This window comes from Thermalbibacter longus, assembly GCF_023806485.1.
GTDB lineage: Bacteria > Chloroflexota > Chloroflexia > Thermomicrobiales > Thermomicrobiaceae > Thermalbibacter > Thermalbibacter longus.
The window spans coordinates 20,607-38,258 of sequence record NZ_JAMSLR010000018.1; the positions used below are offsets into that span (position 1 = coordinate 20,607).

Consider the following 17,652-nt stretch of genomic DNA (forward strand, 5'->3'; position numbering starts at 1 on the left):
TCGTCCCAGGTCCCTACCCTTCCCGACGCTCGACCCAGTCGATCAGTGTACGTACATCAGCGTAGCGGTCCTGGCTCCCCAGGACAACCGCTAGGTAGACCCGGCCGTCAACCGTGCGCCAGGCGGCCACTAGGCACTGACCGGCGGCTTCGGTGGTGCCGGTCTTGATCCCGAAGACCCCCCGCTCGCCGAGCAGGGCGTTGGTGTTGGTGAGCCGGAGCGTTCGGGATTGTGGCCCGCCGACCCGCACGGCCGCCTCGCGCATCGACGCGATGCGCACCAGCACCGGCTCCTCGAGGAACGCCCTGGCGGCCAGCGCGAGGTCGCGGGCGGACATAGCCTGGCCCTCGACATCTTCCCCGTCGGGCGTCAGCGCTCGGCTCTGGGTCATCCCGAGCTCGGCCGCCAATTCGTTCATCGCCGCGATGAAGCGTTCCTCCGATGATGCGCCATCCGGCCCGTCGAGCTGCCCCCCGACCGCGCGCGCCAGCGCTCGCGCTGCATCGTTGCCAGACGGCAGGAGCAGCCCGACCAGCAGGTCGTGGATCGTCAGGGTATCGCCGGCCTGGAGGCCCATCGCCGACTCCTGCACGGGGTCGACGACCTCATCAGGCTGGATCGTCACGATCGTCTCCGGGCGCGCATGGCGGAGCGCGGTGAGCGCGGTGAGGATCTTTACGGTGCTGGCCGGTGGCAGCGGCTGGTCGGCGTTCTGTGCCAGGAGCACTACACCGTCGTCGACGCGCATGACCAGTGCCGCCCTGGCCGAGAGGGACGGAGGTGCCGGCGTTGGGCCCAGCGTGGGCGTAGGTGTCGCGGTCGGTTCCGGGGTCACGAGAACCGTCGCGGTGGCCGGCGGAGCGGCCGGCGGGCCACCTGAGGCTGCGTTGAGATAGCGGCGAACGCTCACGCCGGCGATGAGCAGGCTGCATGCCAGGAGCGCGAGCCCGAGCACGAGCTGACGCACGCCCAATCCCATTCCCTTCGGTCGGACCAGGCAGGCCCAACCGAGTGCCCATTGTACCCGAGCTACGGCGCTGGCTGCTTCAGCCACCCGACGAGCGGTAACGTGTCCCTACCGCCGCCTGATCGCAGAAAGCACTTAGATCGTCCGGGACGGGATCGAACTAGGAAAGCGACAGGCCTCACCTTGTGCCGTGTGTCATCCGACACCAGACGATAACCTCGAGCGCGCGCCCTACGAAACGGTGTTCGCCCGATGGCTAGAGTCCCCGGCGGCGCTGGAGCGGGCGAACACACCGAGGTTCCCTCGCAACACCCTCCAGAGAATTCTGGGCCGAATCAAGCTTCGGGGAGGCGCTATCAGCCCGGCCACATCGTTGAAAGCGCGGGCGATGACTGCATCACGATGTGCCGCCCGGTGCAGCCGTGCCATATAGGCGTTGATGAAGCGAATGGCCGGCACCCGTTTCCCCTCTACCTCCGGGAAGCGCAGGTCACCGCTGACCACGATCTGCCAGGGGATGTCAATGCTCTTGGCTGCCCGGCGGAAGAAGCGCCGCCACAAGCCTTCGGTTCCCGAGCGCAGCTCGTGCTGCAAGTCCAGAGCTTCCATCGCCGCCACCGACATCCCCTGGCCATAGATGGGGTTGAAGCTGCAAATAGCGTCTCCGAAGACCAGAAATCCCTCCGGGAAGCGGGGCAACCTCTCGTAGCGCCGGCGCAGACTGGCCTTGAAGCGGTAGGGAATGGCCTCCGAGAGCGGCTCGGCCTCTTTGATGACGTTGTAAACATCGGGCGCGGCCAGACTGCGGGCATAGGCGATGAACCCTTCCTCGTCCAACGGCGGATGATCGCCGACGAATCCCCCCAGACTGACGATCCACCGGTCACCTTCCTGGGCCAGCATCACCCCGCCCCGTTTCAGCGCCGGAGAGCCGGTGCTGACGACCACCTTGGCACCATCCAGATGCTCCGGCCGACGGCGGTAGAGCCGGGTGCTGTAGCCGAAGTTGATGGTCACCTGTTCCTCCTCCGGCGGCGCATAGCCCAGCTCCTCCAGCCACTTCACTGCGCGGGAGCCGCGGCCGCTGCCGTCCACCACCAGGTCGGCCTCCAGCACTTCCTCGGCACTGCCCTGCGCCCGGCGAATGATGCGCACCCCGCGCACCCGCCTGTTGCACTCCGATGGCACCAGCCCCAGGGCATCGCACCCGTCGATAGCGCAAACGTTGGGCAAAGCCAGAAGCCGCTGCCGCACATAGCCCTCCAGCAGCGGCCGGCTCACGCCCAACGCGCCGAGACGTCCGTCTTCGAGTGTAAAACGGGCGTGATAGCCGCCGCCGTCGAACCAGATCAACTCCTCTTCGGGACGGTTGATGAGCGGTACGCCCTGCGCTACCAGGTCGGCGATTAGGCGGGGAAACAACCCCTCTAGAATCTCAACGCCTCGCAGGTGCAACGCGTGGGCATGTCGGCCCTGAGGCACACCCTTGCGGTGTTGGCCAATGGCTGGGAAGGTATCCCGCTCGATGAGCGTGACCTGCTCGAAGAAATCAGCCAGGGCGCGGGCGGCGAGCAAGCCGCCCATGCTAGCACCGATGACGATGGCATGGTTTTGACCTGACATCGTCGTCTCCTTCACGTTGTCAGGTGTTTCAGTAAGAAAGGAATGAGTGCACCCGCCACAGCTTCCGGGTCGTCGGCGAAGGGCCAGTGCCCGCTCTGTTCCAGGATGACGATGCGGGCGCGGGGGAAAAACTCCCGCTGGCGCTCGGCGTAACACACCGGCACATATGGGTCGGCCGCGCCCCAAATGACCAGGGCCGGCACGTCCAGTTGCCGGAAGAGGGGCCCCAGGGCTTCAGCCATCTGGCCGGGGTTGTGGGTAGCGCGGTATAGACGCAGCACGGCCCGCTTCGTGCCCCAGTCCAGGTCTCGATACATGCGGTCCACCATGGCCTTGGGCAGGCTGCGGGGGTTGCTGCGCTTCAGCAAGAGGCCAAAGGCGAAGCGGGTCGTCGTGGCCTGGAAGAGTTCGCCGAGAAGGGGCGTGCGCCAGATGCGGGCCAGGGAGTGCCAGCGGTAGCCCGGCATGATGCCGATATTGATCAAGATGACGCTGCCCAGCCGTGCCGGGTGTTGGGCAGCCCAGGCCAGGCCCCACGGCCCGCCGAAGTCGTGCAGCACCAGGTGCGCCCGGCGCACGCCCAGGTGGTGCAGAATGCCGTCCAGATGGCAGGCGTAGCCTTCGACGGTGTAGTTGAAGTCTTCTGGCTTGTCCGCCTGACCGTAGCCAGGCATATCTGGGGCCAAGGCGCGGGCGAACGCGCCCACCTGCCCCACCAGGTCACGCCAGTCCTCCGACGAGCCAGGGTTACCGTGTATGAAGACGACGGCTTCTTCGGCTTGCCGGTCCCCGCTGGACAGATAGGGGGAGCGGACACCCCGGTAGATGACCGTACCTCGCGTCACTTCAGCCGTTTCCAGTGGAATTGCAGCCATGTCGATCGATCTCCGTTTCGTTTTCCGGTCGTTGTAGCTCGAGGGAAATTCGAATTCATCCACCTTCACCCAAGCGGCCCGGACTATCGTCGTCCTGCGTAGAGTTCGGAGCCGGCCTCCGTGCCGTCTTGCAGACAGGCCGGTTTCTGCTTGAGCCAGCCCTGCTCCCAGTAGTAGGCCAGGGTACGAACAATGGCCTCCTCCAATGAGGTGTAGCGCAGGCCCAGTTCCCGCTCCGCCTTGGAGCCGTCCACACGCATGCCGTGGGCCAGCAGGGCCACGACCTCACGCGGCAGATCCGGCGGCCGTCTGGTGCGCCGAGCAACCAGCTCTTGCACATTGGCGACGATGCGACCGATAAACAACGGCCCGACGGGCGGCGGCCTGACGCCCGCCAGCCGGCAGGTTTCCCGCATAAAATCGGCAGCGTCCACGTTGTAGGCGCTCACAATGTACCGTTCGCCGGGACGAGCCTTTTCCGCCGCTAGCAGGTGGCCCTGAACCACGTCGTCGATGTACACATGGCTGACACTGCCGCGGAGCAGCATCGGTTGTCTGCCGGTCACCGTATCGAGCATCATTTTGCCAACCGGTTTCAGCGGGCCGGGGCCGAAGATGCCGCTGGGATTGAGGATCACCACAGGCAGTCCCTGCCATGCAAACTCCCGGGCAACCTGTTCGGCGTGGTACTTCGCTTCGTCGTAGACGCCGATAAAGTAGCCCCGGTGGTGGGTCTCCTCAGTCCCCGTCTGGCCACGGGCCTCACCGATGGTGTAGCTCGTACTGGTGTAGATCACCCGCCGGACACCTTTGGCCTGCGCCGCGGCCAGCACGTTGCGGGTGCCCTCCACGGTTATGCGCTTCTGGAGCGCCCGGTCAGGCGTCCAGTATTCATAGACGGCGGCGGCGTGGTAGAGCACGTCACATCCGTCCAGCGCCTGCTCCACCGACGTCCGGTCGAGGATGTCGCCGGTGGCGATTTCCACCCCCAGCCGGGCCAGCTCATCGGTGCGGCTGGTCTTACGGGCTAGTACCCGCACCCGGTCGCCGCGCCGGCGGAGCGCCCGCACCACCGCCCCACCTAGGTAGCCTGTGCCTCCGGTTACCAGAATGGTCATCGTGATACGTCCTCTCTCGGTTCACCCCGGCCTGCTGCCGCTTCCGGGCCACTAGCACCCGACGCAGGACTTTGCCGGCGGGCGATTTGCGTTCTTGCTGCTCTACACCTTCCGCGCCCAGGCTCCTACCAGCGGCGGCGTGACCAGCGTGCAATCCTTCTCGACGGCTTCCCGGCGCATGCGCTCGGCCAGGGTGTCCACCTGCACTTCTTCGGCCGTGGCCACGCCGACCTCCTGCATCAAGGGCAGGACACTGCGGGTGACCTGGGCGATCCAGTCGTAGATGGGCGAATCGGGGCCACGCTCCACGCGCAGCAAGGCCAGCATCTGTGGCGCAGGCAGGCCGGCGCGCTGGAAGATCGGCCCCAGTTGGTAGGCAGTGCGGTTGTTGAGACCGGCACGGGCAAAGCTCTGGTTGACCCATGTGCCGGCGGTGACGTAGGTTTCGCACAGGGGCTGGCACATAATCTCCGGCGGCGGCGATGGAAGCAGGTCCAGTTCCTGAAAGACAACCAGGCCACCCGGTTTGACGAAGGTCAGCAGCCGGCGCAACACCGCCGCCGGATCGGGGAAGTACATCAGTACCAGCCGGCCGACGAGAGCGTCCACGGCCTCGTCGTCGAGCTGGAATTCGGCCAGGTCGGCGAGCACGAAGCGGACATTGGCCAGCCCGGCCTGGTGCGCCCGTTGTTGGGCGTAGGTGATGGCTTCCGGCGCTTTGTCCACGCCGATAACCGCGCCCTGGGGCCCGATCAGTTTGGCGGCCAGGAACGAGACGTCTCCAGCGCCGCAGCCCACGTCCAGAACGCGCATGCCAGGGGCCAGCCCGGCCTGGTGGAGCACATACTCGGTCAGATCGCCGAAGAAGCTGCTCTGCTGCACCAGGCGCTCCAGTTCCTGGCGGGTGTGGGCCAGGGGATAGTCGTTAGCGGTGTTGACGGGTTGTTGCATTTCGCACCTCCATATGGTTGGAGCAGGGGCGCAGGGGCATATCGCCGCTGCGCCCCCGCCCGAGCCCAACTGTCTAACTGCCTGGCCGGATAGGTTCTGGAACTAGCGGCGACACATCCCAAAGCTGGACAGTGATGTTGGTGCAGCCGGCCGCCCGCAGACCTTCCATGACGCGGGCAAAGTCCTCGGTCTCGATGAACTTCAGGGCCGCAGCCAAGCTGTCATACTCGGTGATGCTCATAGCGTGGGGGCTGGCGTGGAAGGCGTTGCGCAGGGCGCGGAACTCCTTGACGCCCGGCTGGCGCACCGCGGTGGGGATCCAATCCGTGCGCGCCTTTTCATTGTAGACCGCCATCTGCTCCTGTGGCGGCAGGTCCCATGTGAGAATTGCCATAGCCATAGTGTTTACCTCCGTTTCGTCGAACACGTCAGCTTTGCCGGGGAGAGCGCCCTTCGGTCGTGAAGAGCGCTTCCCAAATGGCACCTGTCCACAAGGTAGTCCGGGGAACTGATAACTCTCCAGACAAATTGCTGCCGAACCGTTGTCGAAAACACGGCAGAGGGAGCCGCTGAAATGTCCGTGACCGCGCATGTCTCACGTGTGCAGAGATGTCAGTCGTTCGGCCCGAAGAGCTCGCGCTGCCACAGCCAATCAGTGACCCAGCGGATACCCTTGGTCAGGTGATAGCGGTAGGTGCTGAACGGCAGTCCCAGCAGTTCGGCGGCAGCTTCCTGGGTGGGAGCTGGCTGGAAATAGGTGTGGTGTAACGCTCGATAGTATTTCTCGTCTTTGGGGTTAGGGATCAGGGTTTCAGCGGCGGCGCGCAGCAGGGATTGCAGGGCTTCCGGGCCAGGGTTGGAGCCGGCCACTTCGCGCAGGACACGGGAACGCAGCAGGGGATTGCCAGCCAGCACGTCGGCGCGGTGGTAGTCGCGCAGGGCCCGGCGCACGGCTTCCGCGAACTCCGGCTGGGAGAGGACCACGAGCGGGGGCGAGGCGAACTGGTCAACCGGCTCCGGCTTGAAATCCAGGCTGAGCTCCCGCTCGCTCATGATCTCTCTCCACACGGCCAGCGGCTCGGCGCGCCAGTCGTGGGCAAAGCTCCCATAGCGGTGTCCGCCTACTTCGAAATCGGCTTCAACGGCACGCGAGAAGTTGATGTAGGTGAACAGCTTTTCCCAGAACGGCGGATCAGCCGTGCAGCAGAAGGTCCAGGCCAACTTGGGCGTGGTATACCAGGTGATCACGGTGTTCAGGGTGATCATGTTATGTGTCAGCGGCCCCTGGTAGGTCTCCTGACCCATCCAGAAGCGGGCGATCTGGATGCGTTCGCCAGGGCGCAGGGGGCCATAGCGCCGCACAAAGGCCCAGATGGCACGCACAGCCGGGTCGGTCCGCTCGTCCTCGGGGGTCACAGCGTCCAGGAGGAGGTTGGCCGAGAAGCCCACGGGGAGAGAGTCCGGCCCCCGATAGACAACAAAAGCTCCGGGCTGGTGTTGGAGCCAGTAGTCGGCGATACGGGCCGACTCTGGACCTTCGTGGGTTTCCACCATGGCCAGAATATGGGGATGATCTTGCGGCGTGGCTGGGTCGTGATAGGCACCGCCCAGGGACTTCCAGTCGTAGAAGGGCTTCATGGCCGGCTGATGACGCTGCAAATACAGCAGGTCTGCAAAGGCCTGCTGGCGGGCGAGGCCGCTGCTATTCCAGAAGCGATGGGAGAGATGGTGACGCACCCGGCGGTAAAGCTGTCGCCAAGCCTCGGGGTTGCGCCAACGCAGGTCGGTTTCCAACACGTCCCGCACCAGATCGTGAGGGAAGAGGCCCGCCGGGCCGCCTTCGATGAAGGAGAGTCCACGCAGCCAGGCGTAGAGTGGAGGGGCGGCTTCTTCGCCGACCACCTCGGCCAGCAGGGCTTCGGTAGTCACTCGGGCCAGGGCGCACGCCTCCAAGGCCTGCCGATGCAAGGGCGTGGGGACATCCCGCATAAACCGCTCCACCAGCAGGCGGATCACGTCGGGGGCGCGCTCGAGGCTGATCTCTTCTGCGCTGGCCTCGGTCAAAGCCAGCCAGTCGGCCAGTAGAACCAGTGCCAGGGGATGGCCGTAACTGAGACTGAGAATGCTCTCTTGCAGGGAGAGAGGTACCTGCAACGTGGTCAATAACTGCCGACTCTCTTCCGGGCGCAGGTTACGCAGGGAGACGATGCGGGCCAGGTGTCGCCAAGCCGGGTCGGTACGCCAGGGTTCCAAGGGGGGATTGCGACCGGCGATAACCACTAACACATGCGCCGGCAAGGCCGGTAAGAATGTTTCGCGCAGCCAGTTATCCAAGGGGGAAAGGCGCTCATAGGTATCGAGGATGAGCACGGCGGGCGGCAAATTGGCCAGCGCCTCGAGGGATCGGGGCGGCGCCTGCGGATTGATAGCCTCGGAGAGGGCAAAGAGCAGCCCTTGCGGGGAGGCGTCGATCTGACGGCCGTCCAACCAGTATACGGCGTGCCCCTGCGCTTCGGCGATGCGCAGGTACTCCCAGAGCAGCGTCGTTTTACCCACCCCGCCGGGACCGAAGAGGTAGAGCACAGCGAAGGGAGGCTCTTCTGCCAGCATCGCCTGCCGGAAGAGTTCCAGCTCAGCAGCACGCCCGACAAATAGCCGACTTCGGGCAGTCGTCAGCCGGCCGGCAAGGCGGTTTCCCGATCTCCAAGGCGGCTGCTGAGGGTTTGACGCTGAGCCCTCGGTCATAGCACCGCCTCGCTCCGCTTCGGAATCCGTGAACGGACCACACTATAACATGGGTGGTGAGACCTCGCTACCTGTCCAGGCGAGGTCTCGCGGCAGAATGGCCGGTGGTGAGCTTCGAGCGAACACCTGCCGGAAGCCCTGACGGCCTCTCTTCAGCCCCGAGCACCAGCGGTCACCGCGCCGAACGTGGGCCAACGGGAGCGCCACGGTACTCGATGACTGCGCGGGCCCGATCGAGCCCTCAGCGGCTGCGGGCCGTGCAGGTGGTCGAGAGATCGAACACTCAGAGCGCAGTAACCAGGAGGCGCACCGCATCCATCGGCATAGGACGGAGTCCACCCCGATCGTCCTTAGCGCTCCCAGCCCCCTCAGCGGTGATCTTCGACCGGCCAGGACAGCCGTGACCGAGGCCAGTCCTGCCGGCCCGCGCGAGCCGCCGGCCAGAAGCGCAGCACTGGGGGCCACCAGGGCAGCGTCGCCCGGATCGACCTTGAGATGACCACGAGGGCGAGCTGATCGCGACACCTCCAGTCAAACCTGTAGGCCGCCCGCAGCTCGGCCGGGAGCAGCCCGATACTGGCCAGCCGCCAGAGCCGCGCCGCCGGCCGTAACCAGACCGGCAGCACCGGCCAGAGGAGCTGCCTGGCCAGCCGGCGCGCCGTCTCACCCACCACGATCTGCCCGCTATGGCGCATGCGCTCCAGGTAATCCTGTAGCTCGCCCCAGCTCCCGGGCAGCGTGCCCGGCTCCAGCCCCAGCCAGCCTTCCATGCCCCGGCTCTCGGCGCAGTAGCGGTCGCGCTCAGCCGGAGCCAGCGGCCGGACGAACCGCTCGTAGGCGAGCAGCGTCGAGTCGACCACCGTCGCGTGCACCCAAGCCAACAAGGATGGGTCATGGGCACTGTACGGCGTCCCTGACGAGTAGGGGCCAACCGGCTCAGCGAGCACACCATCGACGCGATCGTGCACCCGGGCGATCCGCCACGCGGCCTCGATCGCCGCCTCCTGCGGGCCGAAGGTGAAGGCCAGCATCGCTGAGACCGTGCCGTGCAGGCGGTCGAGCGCGAGCCCCGGATTGGCCGCGAACCGGCTGTGCTCGGCGACGCCAGCCGCGACCAGCGGGTGGGCGAACTGAAGGAGGATCGCCCGTCCCCAACCCAGGATCACGATCCGCTCTGCATTGACCTCTTGAGCGAGCAGTGGCCACGTCGTCATCTCCAGTAGCACCCTGTCGCTGCACGCAACGGTCAGCGAATCGATCCACCCGAACGCGCGCTGCCCAGGCCAGGCAGCCAGCGCGTCACTCCTGGTTCAAGGGTACGTCAGGAGTCTCCTGCCCGCTCCGCTCCCCAACAGGGCCCTCGTCGCCCGTGCTGGATGGCGAGTTCTCGACCCGGCTCGCCTCGCCGCCCACCGCCACGGCTTCGCCCGGCGCCAGCCCGGGTCGCCGCGCTCGCAACAGCAGGCGAGGTGTCCAGAGTCCGTACGCTCGACCATCGTAGTCACCCCAGGCCTCTACCTCCTCGAATCCAGTCTCCTGGAGAAGGATCGCGACCTCGTGTGCGGGGTAGAGCCGCAGCCGGGATTCCCGGCCAACCTCCCGTCCTCCCGGCAGCAGCACGCGCCACTCGAGGCGGAGCACGTTCGCGAGCAGGTCCCATTCCTGGCGCTCGAGCACGCGGGCGCCGTCGAGCTCGGCCCACGTCCGCTCGACGAAGTCGCGGGCGAGGAGCTCGCGGTTCGGGAGATCGAGCAGTAGCACCCCGCCCGGCTTGAGCGCCTGCCAGGCCGAGCGGAGCAGCTCCAGATCGTCAGCCCGCTGGTCGCTGAGGCCGAGCACCGGCGAGCCGGCGTACACCGCGTCGAACGCGCTCCGGAAGAGGATGCGCCTCAGGTCACGGCGCACCCAGCGCATGGACACGCCGCGCGACTGCGCCTGCTGGCGTGCCGATTCCAGGAGCGATTCGGACGGCTCCAGCCCAGTCACCTCGTAGCCGCGGCCGGCCAGCTCGATGGCAACGGTGCCGGCCCCGCTGGCCAGGACGAGCAGGGAGGCTCGGGGGGACAGCTCCAACAGGCGCGCGATCCCCTCGACCTCGAACCGCAGCCGCTGCTGGGTGAGCGGCGGGCGGAAGAGATCTCGTGTAAGGCGGATGAACAGCTCGTCGATCCAGGGAGCGGTCTCGGCCATGTGCCACGCTCCTGGGCGCCCGCGTCACGCCTTGCCTCATGGCCCGCTAGCCGCTGCGTCTAACGGATTACTGGTGCCTCGCCGAGCGTGACCGTGAGCGATCGCTCGCTTCCTTCCCGGTTGATCACGATCTCCACCTGATCTCCCGGCTGGTGCTGCCGGAGCGCCTGCTCCAGATCGCTCACCCGGGTGACTTCTTGCCCACCGAATCGCACGATGATGTCGCCAGGCGTCAACCCCGCCTGCTCCGCCGGGCTGCCCGGCGCTACCGACACGACCAGCACGCCACGATCGACCGGCAAGTTGAACCGCACGACCAGGGCCCTCGTCACGGTGACGCCGCTGATGCCGAGGTACGGCTGCGGCCGTGCCTCGACGATCTGGGATGCGATCTCCCTGGCCCTATTGATCGGGATGGCAAAGCCGATCCCCTCGGCCTGCTGGATCTTGGCCGTGTTGATCCCGATCACCTCGCCCTGCAAGCTCACCAGCGGGCCACCAGAGTTTCCTGGGTTAATCGCGGCATCTGTCTGGATCAGCGGGCCGAACGGCGGCTCGTTGGGGCCAGGCTGGAGTGTGCGGTTCAGCGCGCTGACGACGCCCGCGGTGACAGTAGGGCCACCCTCTAGCCCTAGCGCGTTCCCGATCGCTACCACCCACTGGCCGACCCGGAGCGTGTCGCTATCGCCCAGCTTCGCGACTGGCAGGTTATCGCCATCGATCTTGATCACCGCGATATCGTTCTCCGGCGAGCGCCCAACCACGCGGCCAGTGAACTGCCGGCCATCGGGCAAGACGACGACGATCTCCAGCGCCTCGCCGACCACGTGGTCGTTGGTCAGGATGTAGCCCCGCTCGTCGAACACGACACCGGAACCCTCGCCCTGCACCACTTGGCCGAAGCCGAAGATGTCGGTCTCGACCTTGCGCACCGTCACGAACGCGACCGCTGGGGAAACTTCGCGCGCGACCTGTTCGACCGCCGTCGCGAGATCACCCGTTCCCTGGCTCCCCACCGTAGCGGGCGCGGTCGCGGGGACGGGATTGGATGGGTTGGTGCTCGGCGTCATCGCACCGCTCGAGGCCGGCGTGCTCGTAGCCGAAGGGCTCGGCTCGGGTCGCCGCGCCGAGCAGCTAGCGACGAGAGCGAGCAGCACGATCAGCAAGAGCGTTAGAGGGATAAGTCGCTGCCGTGCCCGGAGCATCATGATCGCGTCACCTTTCTCTCCGTGCGAGACATCGAGCTTTCCGGCACGTACCTCACGCCCGTGACTGGAAACGCCCCGGAGGAGCTCTGTTCGGGCGCGGCAAGCCCTGATCAGGTGTCGCGCCGTCGTGACCGGGCAGCGCGATCGACCGGCCGAACCCGGTCTGAAATGATCCTATCGCACGGTGAGCGGCGTATCATGATGGCGCGAGTACCCCGTCGCCGCGGCGCAGGGATCGAGAGAGAGCACATCCGCTGTGACGCGCGAGCCGAGCGATCAGGAACTGATGGCCGGTCTCCAGCAACGGGACCACCAGGCGTTGGCCCTGCTGTACGATCGGTACGCGCGGTCGGTCTATTCCCTCGCGCTGCATATTCTGCGCGACCAGGCGGCGGCGGAGGACGTCACCCAGGAGGTCTTCCTCCAGCTCTGGCGACAGCCTGAACGCTATGCGCACGAGCGTGGGCCGCTCGGCCCCTGGCTTCTGCGCGTGACCCGGAACCGGGCCATCGATCTGCTGCGACGCAGCGGTCGGGAGCGTCGACCACCGTACGCGGATGCGAGAGGGGTCGACTTCCACCTTGCCGACCCCTCTCCGGGACCAGACGAGCATGCCTGGTCGTCGACGGTTGCGACGCGGGTGCAGGCAGCGCTCGGCGAGCTGAGCGATACCCAGCGGCAGGTGATCGAACTGGCATACTTCCGCGGGCTGACCCAGCGAGAGATGGCCGACGTGCTGGGCCTGCCCTTGGGCACGGTCAAGACGAGAGTGCGAACCGCCCTGCGAAGGCTGGCCGAAATTCTGACGAGGGACGGAGTATGGACCGACGTCGGCTGACCCACGCGCTTGCCAGCGATGAACTCCCAGCTTACGCGCTCGGCGCGCTCGACGCGGACGAGTCGGCCGCGCTGGTGGAGCACCTCGCCGAGTGCCCCTTCTGCCAGGCAGACCAGCACCGGCTCGACGAGCTGGTGGGCCTGCTCGGCACCGCGGTACCGCAAACGTCACCGCCGCCCAGCCTCCGCGAACAGGTGCTCGCCCAGGCTGCCATCGAAGCCAATGCCGGCCCCACCGGCGAGCGCCCAACCTTGCGCCTGTTGCCTGGCTGGGCCAGGGCCGCCCTGGCCGCAGCGGCGGCTCTGGTGTTGATTCTCACCGGCGCGGTAGCGGTGCTCCTGTACAACCAGTGGCAAATCCGCCAGGAGCTGGACACGCTGCGCGCTGAGCAGCGCGAGATCGCGAGCATCCTGGCTCAGTCAGCCTGGTGGGCTCCGGTCACCGCAGAAGCCAGCCAGAGCCAGCCAGTGGTCGGCCGGCTCTATCTCGAGGAGGGCCAGGCCGGCGTCCTGGTCATCGACGGTCTGTCTCCGCTCGGGCCAGGCCAGGTGTACCAGATCTGGCTGATCCGGGCAGACAACACGAGGGTCAGCGCTGGCGTCTTCACCGTTGACGCCTCGCGGCGGGCAACCGTTCTCCTCCACGCTCCGGGTACCTGGTCGGCCTACCAGGGTATGGGAATCACGGTCGAGCCAGGGCCGGCTGGTAGCCCCGGTCCTACCGGCCCACGGGTCGCCGGCTGCTCGCTAGCCGACTGGCAGCCGGGCGGGCTCTAGCCCCGCCGGTCCCCCTCTCCCGCGATCGCGGGAGAGGGGGATGGGGCTGAGGGCTGGACAGCCCTAGTGCTTGAGGATCTTGTAGTAGTCGTAGTCCCGGATGAAGATGTTCCAGGCCGGCGTGAAGTTGCCGTCCTTATCCCGCGGCAGGTTGGTGACCCACGGCTTCACTAGCGCGTAGTTCCACGGGTTGTACACGTAGATCGCCGCCCCGTCCGCGAGCTGGATCTCCTGAGCCCGCTTGTACAGCTCGAGCCGCTTGGCCGGGTCGGTCTCGCCATTGGCCTGGAGCACCAACTGATCGTACTCATCGTTGGCCCAGGAGTGCCGGTGGCCGCTCGGCTGCTTGGAGTACCAGACCTGGAACAGCGTATTGGCCGGATCCGGGTAGTCGATGTACCAGCGCACCCACATCAGCGGGATCTGGTGTGCCCACATCCGATCGTACGTCTCGCGCGGCTCGCCGATGACGTGCTCCAGCTCCATACCGAGCACATCCTTGAGCATCGCGATAATCGCGGAGCCGACTGCCGCCTCGGCGTCACCCTCGCGGCGCTGGGTCAGGGTCATCCCGCTCGGCCAGTTACGACCGCCCTCATAGGGTGTCCCCTGGAGAAGCTGGCGGGCCTTGTCGGGGTTGTACTCGGTGTACTCGGGGAACGTGTCCTCGATGTAGAACGGCATGCCAGGCGGGTTCATCGTGTACGCCGGCGTACCCAGCCCCTTGAGCACATCCCGCACGATCGTCTCGCGATCGATCGCGTGGCCCATGGCCAAGCGGACCTCTTTGATGTTGTAGGGCTCGAAGTTGGGGTCGGGGACGAGATACCAGGTCCCGTACAGGTTGTACTTCTGCATCTGCTTGCTCAACTCGGGGTCGTTCTGCACTCGCTCGAGCTGGCCCAGCGGCGCACGGTAGAGGATATCGATCTCGTCGTTCTCGTAAGCCAGGAAGGCGGCATCTGGCGTAATGATCGGCCGCTCGATGCGCTGGAGCGTGATGTTCTTGGCATTCCAGTACTTGTCGTTCTTCTCCAGCACGAAGTACTCGTCATGCTTCCACTCGACCAGCTTGAACGGGCCGTTGCAGACGATATTCTGCGGCTCGGTCCACTGGTCGCCGAACTTCTCGACCGAGGGCCGGTGCGCCGGAGCCGCAGCGATGTAGGCGGCCAGGATCGGGAAGTAGCCACGGGGACCTTCCAGCGTGACCTCGAGCGTGTAATCGTCGAGCGCTTTGACGCCCACGTCGTCCACGGTCACGCTGGGATCCGCGTTGTTGTACTTCTCGGCGTTCTTGATGTCGTACAAGAAGCCGGCGTAGGTAGCCTGCGTCTCCGGGTTGAGCTGCCGCTTCCAGGACCACTCGTAGTCGTGCGCGGTCACCGGGTCGCCGTTGCTCCAGAACGTGTCCTTGCGAATGTAGAACGTCCAAACGGAGGCATCCTCGTTCGGCTCCCAGCGCTCGGCGATATCGGGCACAGCCTCGTTGTTGGTATTGAACATCGCGAGCTGCGCGAAGACGACCGCGTCGCCACCAGCGTAGAGGTCCTTGTTGAAGTCGAAGGACTGCGGCTCCTCCTCGACGTTGGTCCGCAGCACCTGCTGCTCGGCCAGCTCGCCCTCGGCAGCCGGCGACGCGGCAGCCCCAGGCGTCGGGGTCGGGCCCACGGCGGTCGGCGGCGTTGGCGTCACTGCCGGAGGTGGCGTTACCGCACCAGGTGGTGCTGTCGTCGGCTCCGCCTCGCCACCACGGCAGGCAGCCGCAGCCATGGCCGCGCCAGTTGCGCCGCCCGCGGCGGCAACGACCCGGATGAAATCGCGCCGATCGACGTGTATCGCTTGCAAGCGTTTCCAGAGCAGGGAAACCTGCTCGGGATCTTCCCACCAGCGCAGCTTGTCACTCATGGTTCTCCTCCTCCTGGTGAAGTCAGACAGATCCTCCTCGGCCACGACGCCATTAGCTGCCTACGGTGCAGGCCTCTGCCGCTGGCCCCTGCGGCTCACACTGGTTTCTGACAGCCGCACCCCTCCTTTCCCAGCCCCGCTACGTGCTCCGCCGCGTACGCGGATCGAGCGCATCGCGCAGGCCATCTCCGAAGAACGTGAACGCGAGCATCACGACCGCGATGGCGATCGAGGGGAAGATCGACATGTACCAGTAGGAGGTGATGTACTCCTGATACTCGCCGGCCATCTTGCCCCAGCTCGGTCGCGGCTCGGGGATACCGATCCCGATGAAGCTCAGGGCGGCCTCGGTGAAGATCGCCTGCGGGATGCCGAACGTCAGCGCCACAATAATCGGCGAGAGCGCATTGGGCAGCATATGCTTGGTGATCAGCCGCCAGGGCCCAGCTCCCGCGGCCCGGGCAGCGACCACATAGTCACGTTCGCGCAGCGAGAGGAACTCCGCCCGTGTCAGGCGCGCCAGCGTTACCCACCCGGTAACGCCGATCGCGATGAAGACATTCTGAAACCCGCGCCCGAGCGCCGACATGATGAGGATGACGAACAGAAGCTGGGGGAACGCGTACATCACATCCACGAGACGCATGAGGAGGGAATCGATTCGGCCGCCCATGTAGCCCGAGAGCGCTCCGATCGGCACGCCGATCAGGAAGACGATGATCTGGGCGCCCAGCCCGACCGCCATCGAGACTTGAGCGCCCCAGAGCATGCGCGTCAGCATGTCACGGCCGACGAGATCCGTCCCAAGCGGGTGTTTGCCGGTCCAGGTCGGAAACTGGGAGATCGCGGCGTAATCGGGTTGAGCGTAGTCATACGGCGAGATGACCGGTGCCAGGATCGCCAAGAGGGAGATCACGATGATAAGGATCCCGCCGACCATCGCCAGTCGGTTCGCGATCAAGCGATCGAACGCGTCCCGCCACAGCGTCCGGTGCGGGCGTGTCGCCCAGATCAGTGCGTCGGCTCGCTCGGCCCGGCCGGTAAGGCCGGCGCCCGTGGTCGCCATCCCCCGCCTCCCTCAGTACCCCATCACCTCACGCACTCCGGGTCGCCGCTAGCTCAGCCGGATACGCGGATCGACGACCCCGTAGAGCACATCGACCAGCAGGTTCATCACTGCCAGGAACGCTCCATAGAGCAAGATGACCGCCATGATCATCGGGTAATCGCGGGTAATCAGGCTATCCACGAAGAAGCGGCCCATGCCGGGAACCCGGAAGATCTTCTCCACGAACGGCGAGCCGGTGCCGATCGCCGCGAACATCGGTCCCAATATGGTGATCGGCGGGATCAAGCCGTTCTTGAGCACATGCCGCAGGACCACCTGCACGTCCGAGAGGCCCTTCGCCTGTGCCGTACGTATGAAGTCCTGCCGCATCACCTCGACCATGCTGGCGCGGGTGTAGCGCGCCAGGATCCCGACAGGCCCGAGCGAGAGGGCAAGGGTGGGCAGAACCCAGTCGATGGGTGACGACCACCCCCCAGTACGAGGGATGATCGGTACCAGCCGCACGAAGAGCACAATGAGAAACAGCGCGAGAATGAAGTTCGGCAGCGAGACCCCGAGCGTGGCGAACAGGCTGCAGACGTAGTCGATGGGGCCGTTCTGGTTCACCGCCGCCAGGACACCGAGCGGGATGCCGACCAGGATCGCAACCGCCATCGCCATCGCGCCCAGGTGCAGCGAGATCGGGAATGTCCGGTAGATGATGTCCTTTACTTCCCGTGTCCGGTACTGGTAGGAGATACCGAAGTCGAGATTCCAGATGTTCTTGAGGTACACCAGGTATTGCTGCCAGAGGGGCTTATCGAGGCCGAAGCGGCGGGCGAGGGCTTGCTGCGCTGCCGGGGGGAGCGGGTTCGCGTTCGGTGCCGTCGGCTGTAGAGGACTCCCGGGCGTCGCGTGCATGATCACGAACGTGATCAGCGAGATCGCGATCAGCGTAGGGATAATCATCAGCAAGCGCCGGGCAATGTACTGCGCCACCGTCTCCTCCTCGCTCGGAGATCCCAGTCAGCACCCTGACCGTTCATCAATCGGCCGGTCTACGCGCGCAGTCTCCAGCATCGATCGGGGCGGCTTCATTGCCACGACCCTGAGACGGTTCAGACAATAGCACGGTCTTTCGAGGGCTGTCAATACCCTGCCGTATGGTCATCGCACAAGCCCGATGGCTAGCGTGTCCGGAGCGAGCCGGCGATGAGGGTTCGATGAAGCGACGATCCCTGGCACATGCCCCGAGAGCCGAACGCCCTCGCTCGCCCTGGGACCGCGATATCCCGGTGCTCGCTCGCATCGAGCTAGTTCTTACTGTCTATACGCGTGAGATTGCTCGCCGGATGCTTCAGGCAGCCGAGGCTGCCTTCTCCCGCTTTTCCATGATGTTGGTGGA

At 65.9% G+C, this 17,652-nt stretch carries 16 protein-coding genes; 3 read left to right on the top strand and 13 right to left on the bottom strand.

Features of this window, described 5'->3' with window-relative positions:
• Nucleotides 1–13 precede the first annotated feature (13 nt).
• From NET02_RS15720 to NET02_RS15765, 10 genes are all read right to left on the bottom strand, one after another.
• Nucleotides 14–967 (bottom strand): D-alanyl-D-alanine carboxypeptidase family protein, encoded by a 954-nt coding sequence (locus tag NET02_RS15720; RefSeq protein WP_284058382.1) that lies wholly within the window; start codon nt 965–967, stop codon nt 14–16.
• Between the two features lie 231 nt (nt 968–1,198).
• A complete protein-coding gene (locus tag NET02_RS15725; RefSeq protein WP_284058383.1) occupies nt 1,199–2,590 on the bottom strand; it encodes an FAD-dependent oxidoreductase in 1,392 nt (463 codons plus the stop codon).
• 11 nt (nt 2,591–2,601) lie between these two features.
• Complete coding sequence (locus NET02_RS15730; RefSeq protein WP_284058384.1) at nt 2,602–3,465, bottom strand: alpha/beta fold hydrolase; 864 nt, start codon at nt 3,463–3,465, stop codon at nt 2,602–2,604.
• 83 nt (nt 3,466–3,548) lie between these two features.
• Complete coding sequence (locus tag NET02_RS15735; RefSeq protein ID WP_284058385.1) at nt 3,549–4,583, bottom strand: NAD-dependent epimerase/dehydratase family protein; 1,035 nt, start codon at nt 4,581–4,583, stop codon at nt 3,549–3,551.
• A 102-nt stretch (nt 4,584–4,685) separates the two neighbouring features.
• Nucleotides 4,686–5,534: a class I SAM-dependent methyltransferase gene (locus tag NET02_RS15740; protein WP_284058386.1), complete on the bottom strand. Its 849-nt coding sequence runs from the start codon at nt 5,532–5,534 to the stop codon at nt 4,686–4,688.
• Between the two features lie 73 nt (nt 5,535–5,607).
• Complete coding sequence (locus tag NET02_RS15745) at nt 5,608–5,934, bottom strand: hypothetical protein (protein WP_284058387.1); 327 nt, start codon at nt 5,932–5,934, stop codon at nt 5,608–5,610.
• Between the two features lie 212 nt (nt 5,935–6,146).
• Nucleotides 6,147–8,279, bottom strand: a complete 2,133-nt coding sequence (locus tag NET02_RS15750) for a hypothetical protein (protein WP_284058388.1) — start codon at nt 8,277–8,279, stop codon at nt 6,147–6,149.
• 368 nt (nt 8,280–8,647) lie between these two features.
• Entirely contained in the window at nt 8,648–9,493 is an 846-nt protein-coding gene (locus NET02_RS15755) for an oxygenase MpaB family protein (RefSeq protein WP_284058389.1), read from the bottom strand.
• A gap of 85 nt (nt 9,494–9,578) precedes the next feature.
• Nucleotides 9,579–10,469 (bottom strand): class I SAM-dependent methyltransferase, encoded by an 891-nt coding sequence (locus NET02_RS15760; protein ID WP_284058390.1) that lies wholly within the window; start codon nt 10,467–10,469, stop codon nt 9,579–9,581.
• Nucleotides 10,470–10,528: 59 nt separating this feature from the next.
• The gene (locus NET02_RS15765; RefSeq protein ID WP_284058391.1) at nt 10,529–11,677 is read right to left on the bottom strand and encodes a S1C family serine protease; all 1,149 of its coding nucleotides are present in this window, start codon (nt 11,675–11,677) and stop codon (nt 10,529–10,531) included.
• A 256-nt stretch (nt 11,678–11,933) separates the two neighbouring features.
• Here NET02_RS15765 and NET02_RS15770 point away from each other — a divergent pair, with 256 nt between their 5' ends.
• Together NET02_RS15770 and NET02_RS15775 are read left to right on the top strand one after the other, a co-directional pair.
• Complete coding sequence (locus NET02_RS15770; protein WP_284058392.1) at nt 11,934–12,515, top strand: sigma-70 family RNA polymerase sigma factor; 582 nt, start codon at nt 11,934–11,936, stop codon at nt 12,513–12,515.
• Nucleotides 12,497–13,291: an anti-sigma factor gene (locus tag NET02_RS15775; RefSeq protein WP_284058393.1), complete on the top strand. Its 795-nt coding sequence runs from the start codon at nt 12,497–12,499 to the stop codon at nt 13,289–13,291. The genes NET02_RS15770 and NET02_RS15775 overlap by 19 nt, the downstream gene beginning before the upstream one ends.
• Before the next feature lie 63 nt (nt 13,292–13,354).
• Here the strand turns inward: NET02_RS15775 and NET02_RS15780 are convergent, their stop codons facing one another.
• The 3 genes from NET02_RS15780 to NET02_RS15790 form a co-directional block, all read right to left on the bottom strand.
• The gene (locus NET02_RS15780; protein WP_284058394.1) at nt 13,355–15,199 is read right to left on the bottom strand and encodes a peptide ABC transporter substrate-binding protein; all 1,845 of its coding nucleotides are present in this window, start codon (nt 15,197–15,199) and stop codon (nt 13,355–13,357) included.
• Between the two features lie 139 nt (nt 15,200–15,338).
• Nucleotides 15,339–16,265, bottom strand: coding sequence for an ABC transporter permease (locus NET02_RS15785; RefSeq protein ID WP_284058395.1), 927 nt, complete (start codon nt 16,263–16,265; stop codon nt 15,339–15,341).
• 48 nt (nt 16,266–16,313) lie between these two features.
• Nucleotides 16,314–17,246 (bottom strand): ABC transporter permease, encoded by a 933-nt coding sequence (locus tag NET02_RS15790; protein ID WP_284058396.1) that lies wholly within the window; start codon nt 17,244–17,246, stop codon nt 16,314–16,316.
• Nucleotides 17,247–17,470: 224 nt separating this feature from the next.
• On the opposite strand from NET02_RS15790, the gene NET02_RS15795 reads away from it, so the two are divergent.
• On the top strand, nt 17,471–17,652 hold a 182-nt coding region (locus tag NET02_RS15795), incomplete at its 3' end, for a hypothetical protein (protein ID WP_284058397.1).

Coding starts and splice junctions, on each gene's coding strand:
- NET02_RS15725 (WP_284058383.1), bottom strand. CDS start 2,590: ATGTCAGGTCAAAACCATGCCATCGTCATCGGTGCTAGCATGGGCGGC.
- NET02_RS15730 (WP_284058384.1), bottom strand. CDS start 3,465: ATGGCTGCAATTCCACTGGAAACGGCTGAAGTGACGCGAGGTACGGTC.
- NET02_RS15735 (WP_284058385.1), bottom strand. CDS start 4,583: ATGACCATTCTGGTAACCGGAGGCACAGGCTACCTAGGTGGGGCGGTG.
- NET02_RS15740 (WP_284058386.1), bottom strand. CDS start 5,534: ATGCAACAACCCGTCAACACCGCTAACGACTATCCCCTGGCCCACACC.
- NET02_RS15745 (WP_284058387.1), bottom strand. CDS start 5,934: ATGGCTATGGCAATTCTCACATGGGACCTGCCGCCACAGGAGCAGATG.
- NET02_RS15750 (WP_284058388.1), bottom strand. CDS start 8,279: ATGACCGAGGGCTCAGCGTCAAACCCTCAGCAGCCGCCTTGGAGATCG.
- NET02_RS15755 (WP_284058389.1), bottom strand. CDS start 9,493: ATGACGACGTGGCCACTGCTCGCTCAAGAGGTCAATGCAGAGCGGATC.
- NET02_RS15760 (WP_284058390.1), bottom strand. CDS start 10,469: ATGGCCGAGACCGCTCCCTGGATCGACGAGCTGTTCATCCGCCTTACA.
- NET02_RS15765 (WP_284058391.1), bottom strand. CDS start 11,677: ATGATGCTCCGGGCACGGCAGCGACTTATCCCTCTAACGCTCTTGCTG.
- NET02_RS15775 (WP_284058393.1), top strand. CDS start 12,497: ATGGACCGACGTCGGCTGACCCACGCGCTTGCCAGCGATGAACTCCCA.
- NET02_RS15780 (WP_284058394.1), bottom strand. CDS start 15,199: ATGAGTGACAAGCTGCGCTGGTGGGAAGATCCCGAGCAGGTTTCCCTG.
- NET02_RS15785 (WP_284058395.1), bottom strand. CDS start 16,265: ATGGCGACCACGGGCGCCGGCCTTACCGGCCGGGCCGAGCGAGCCGAC.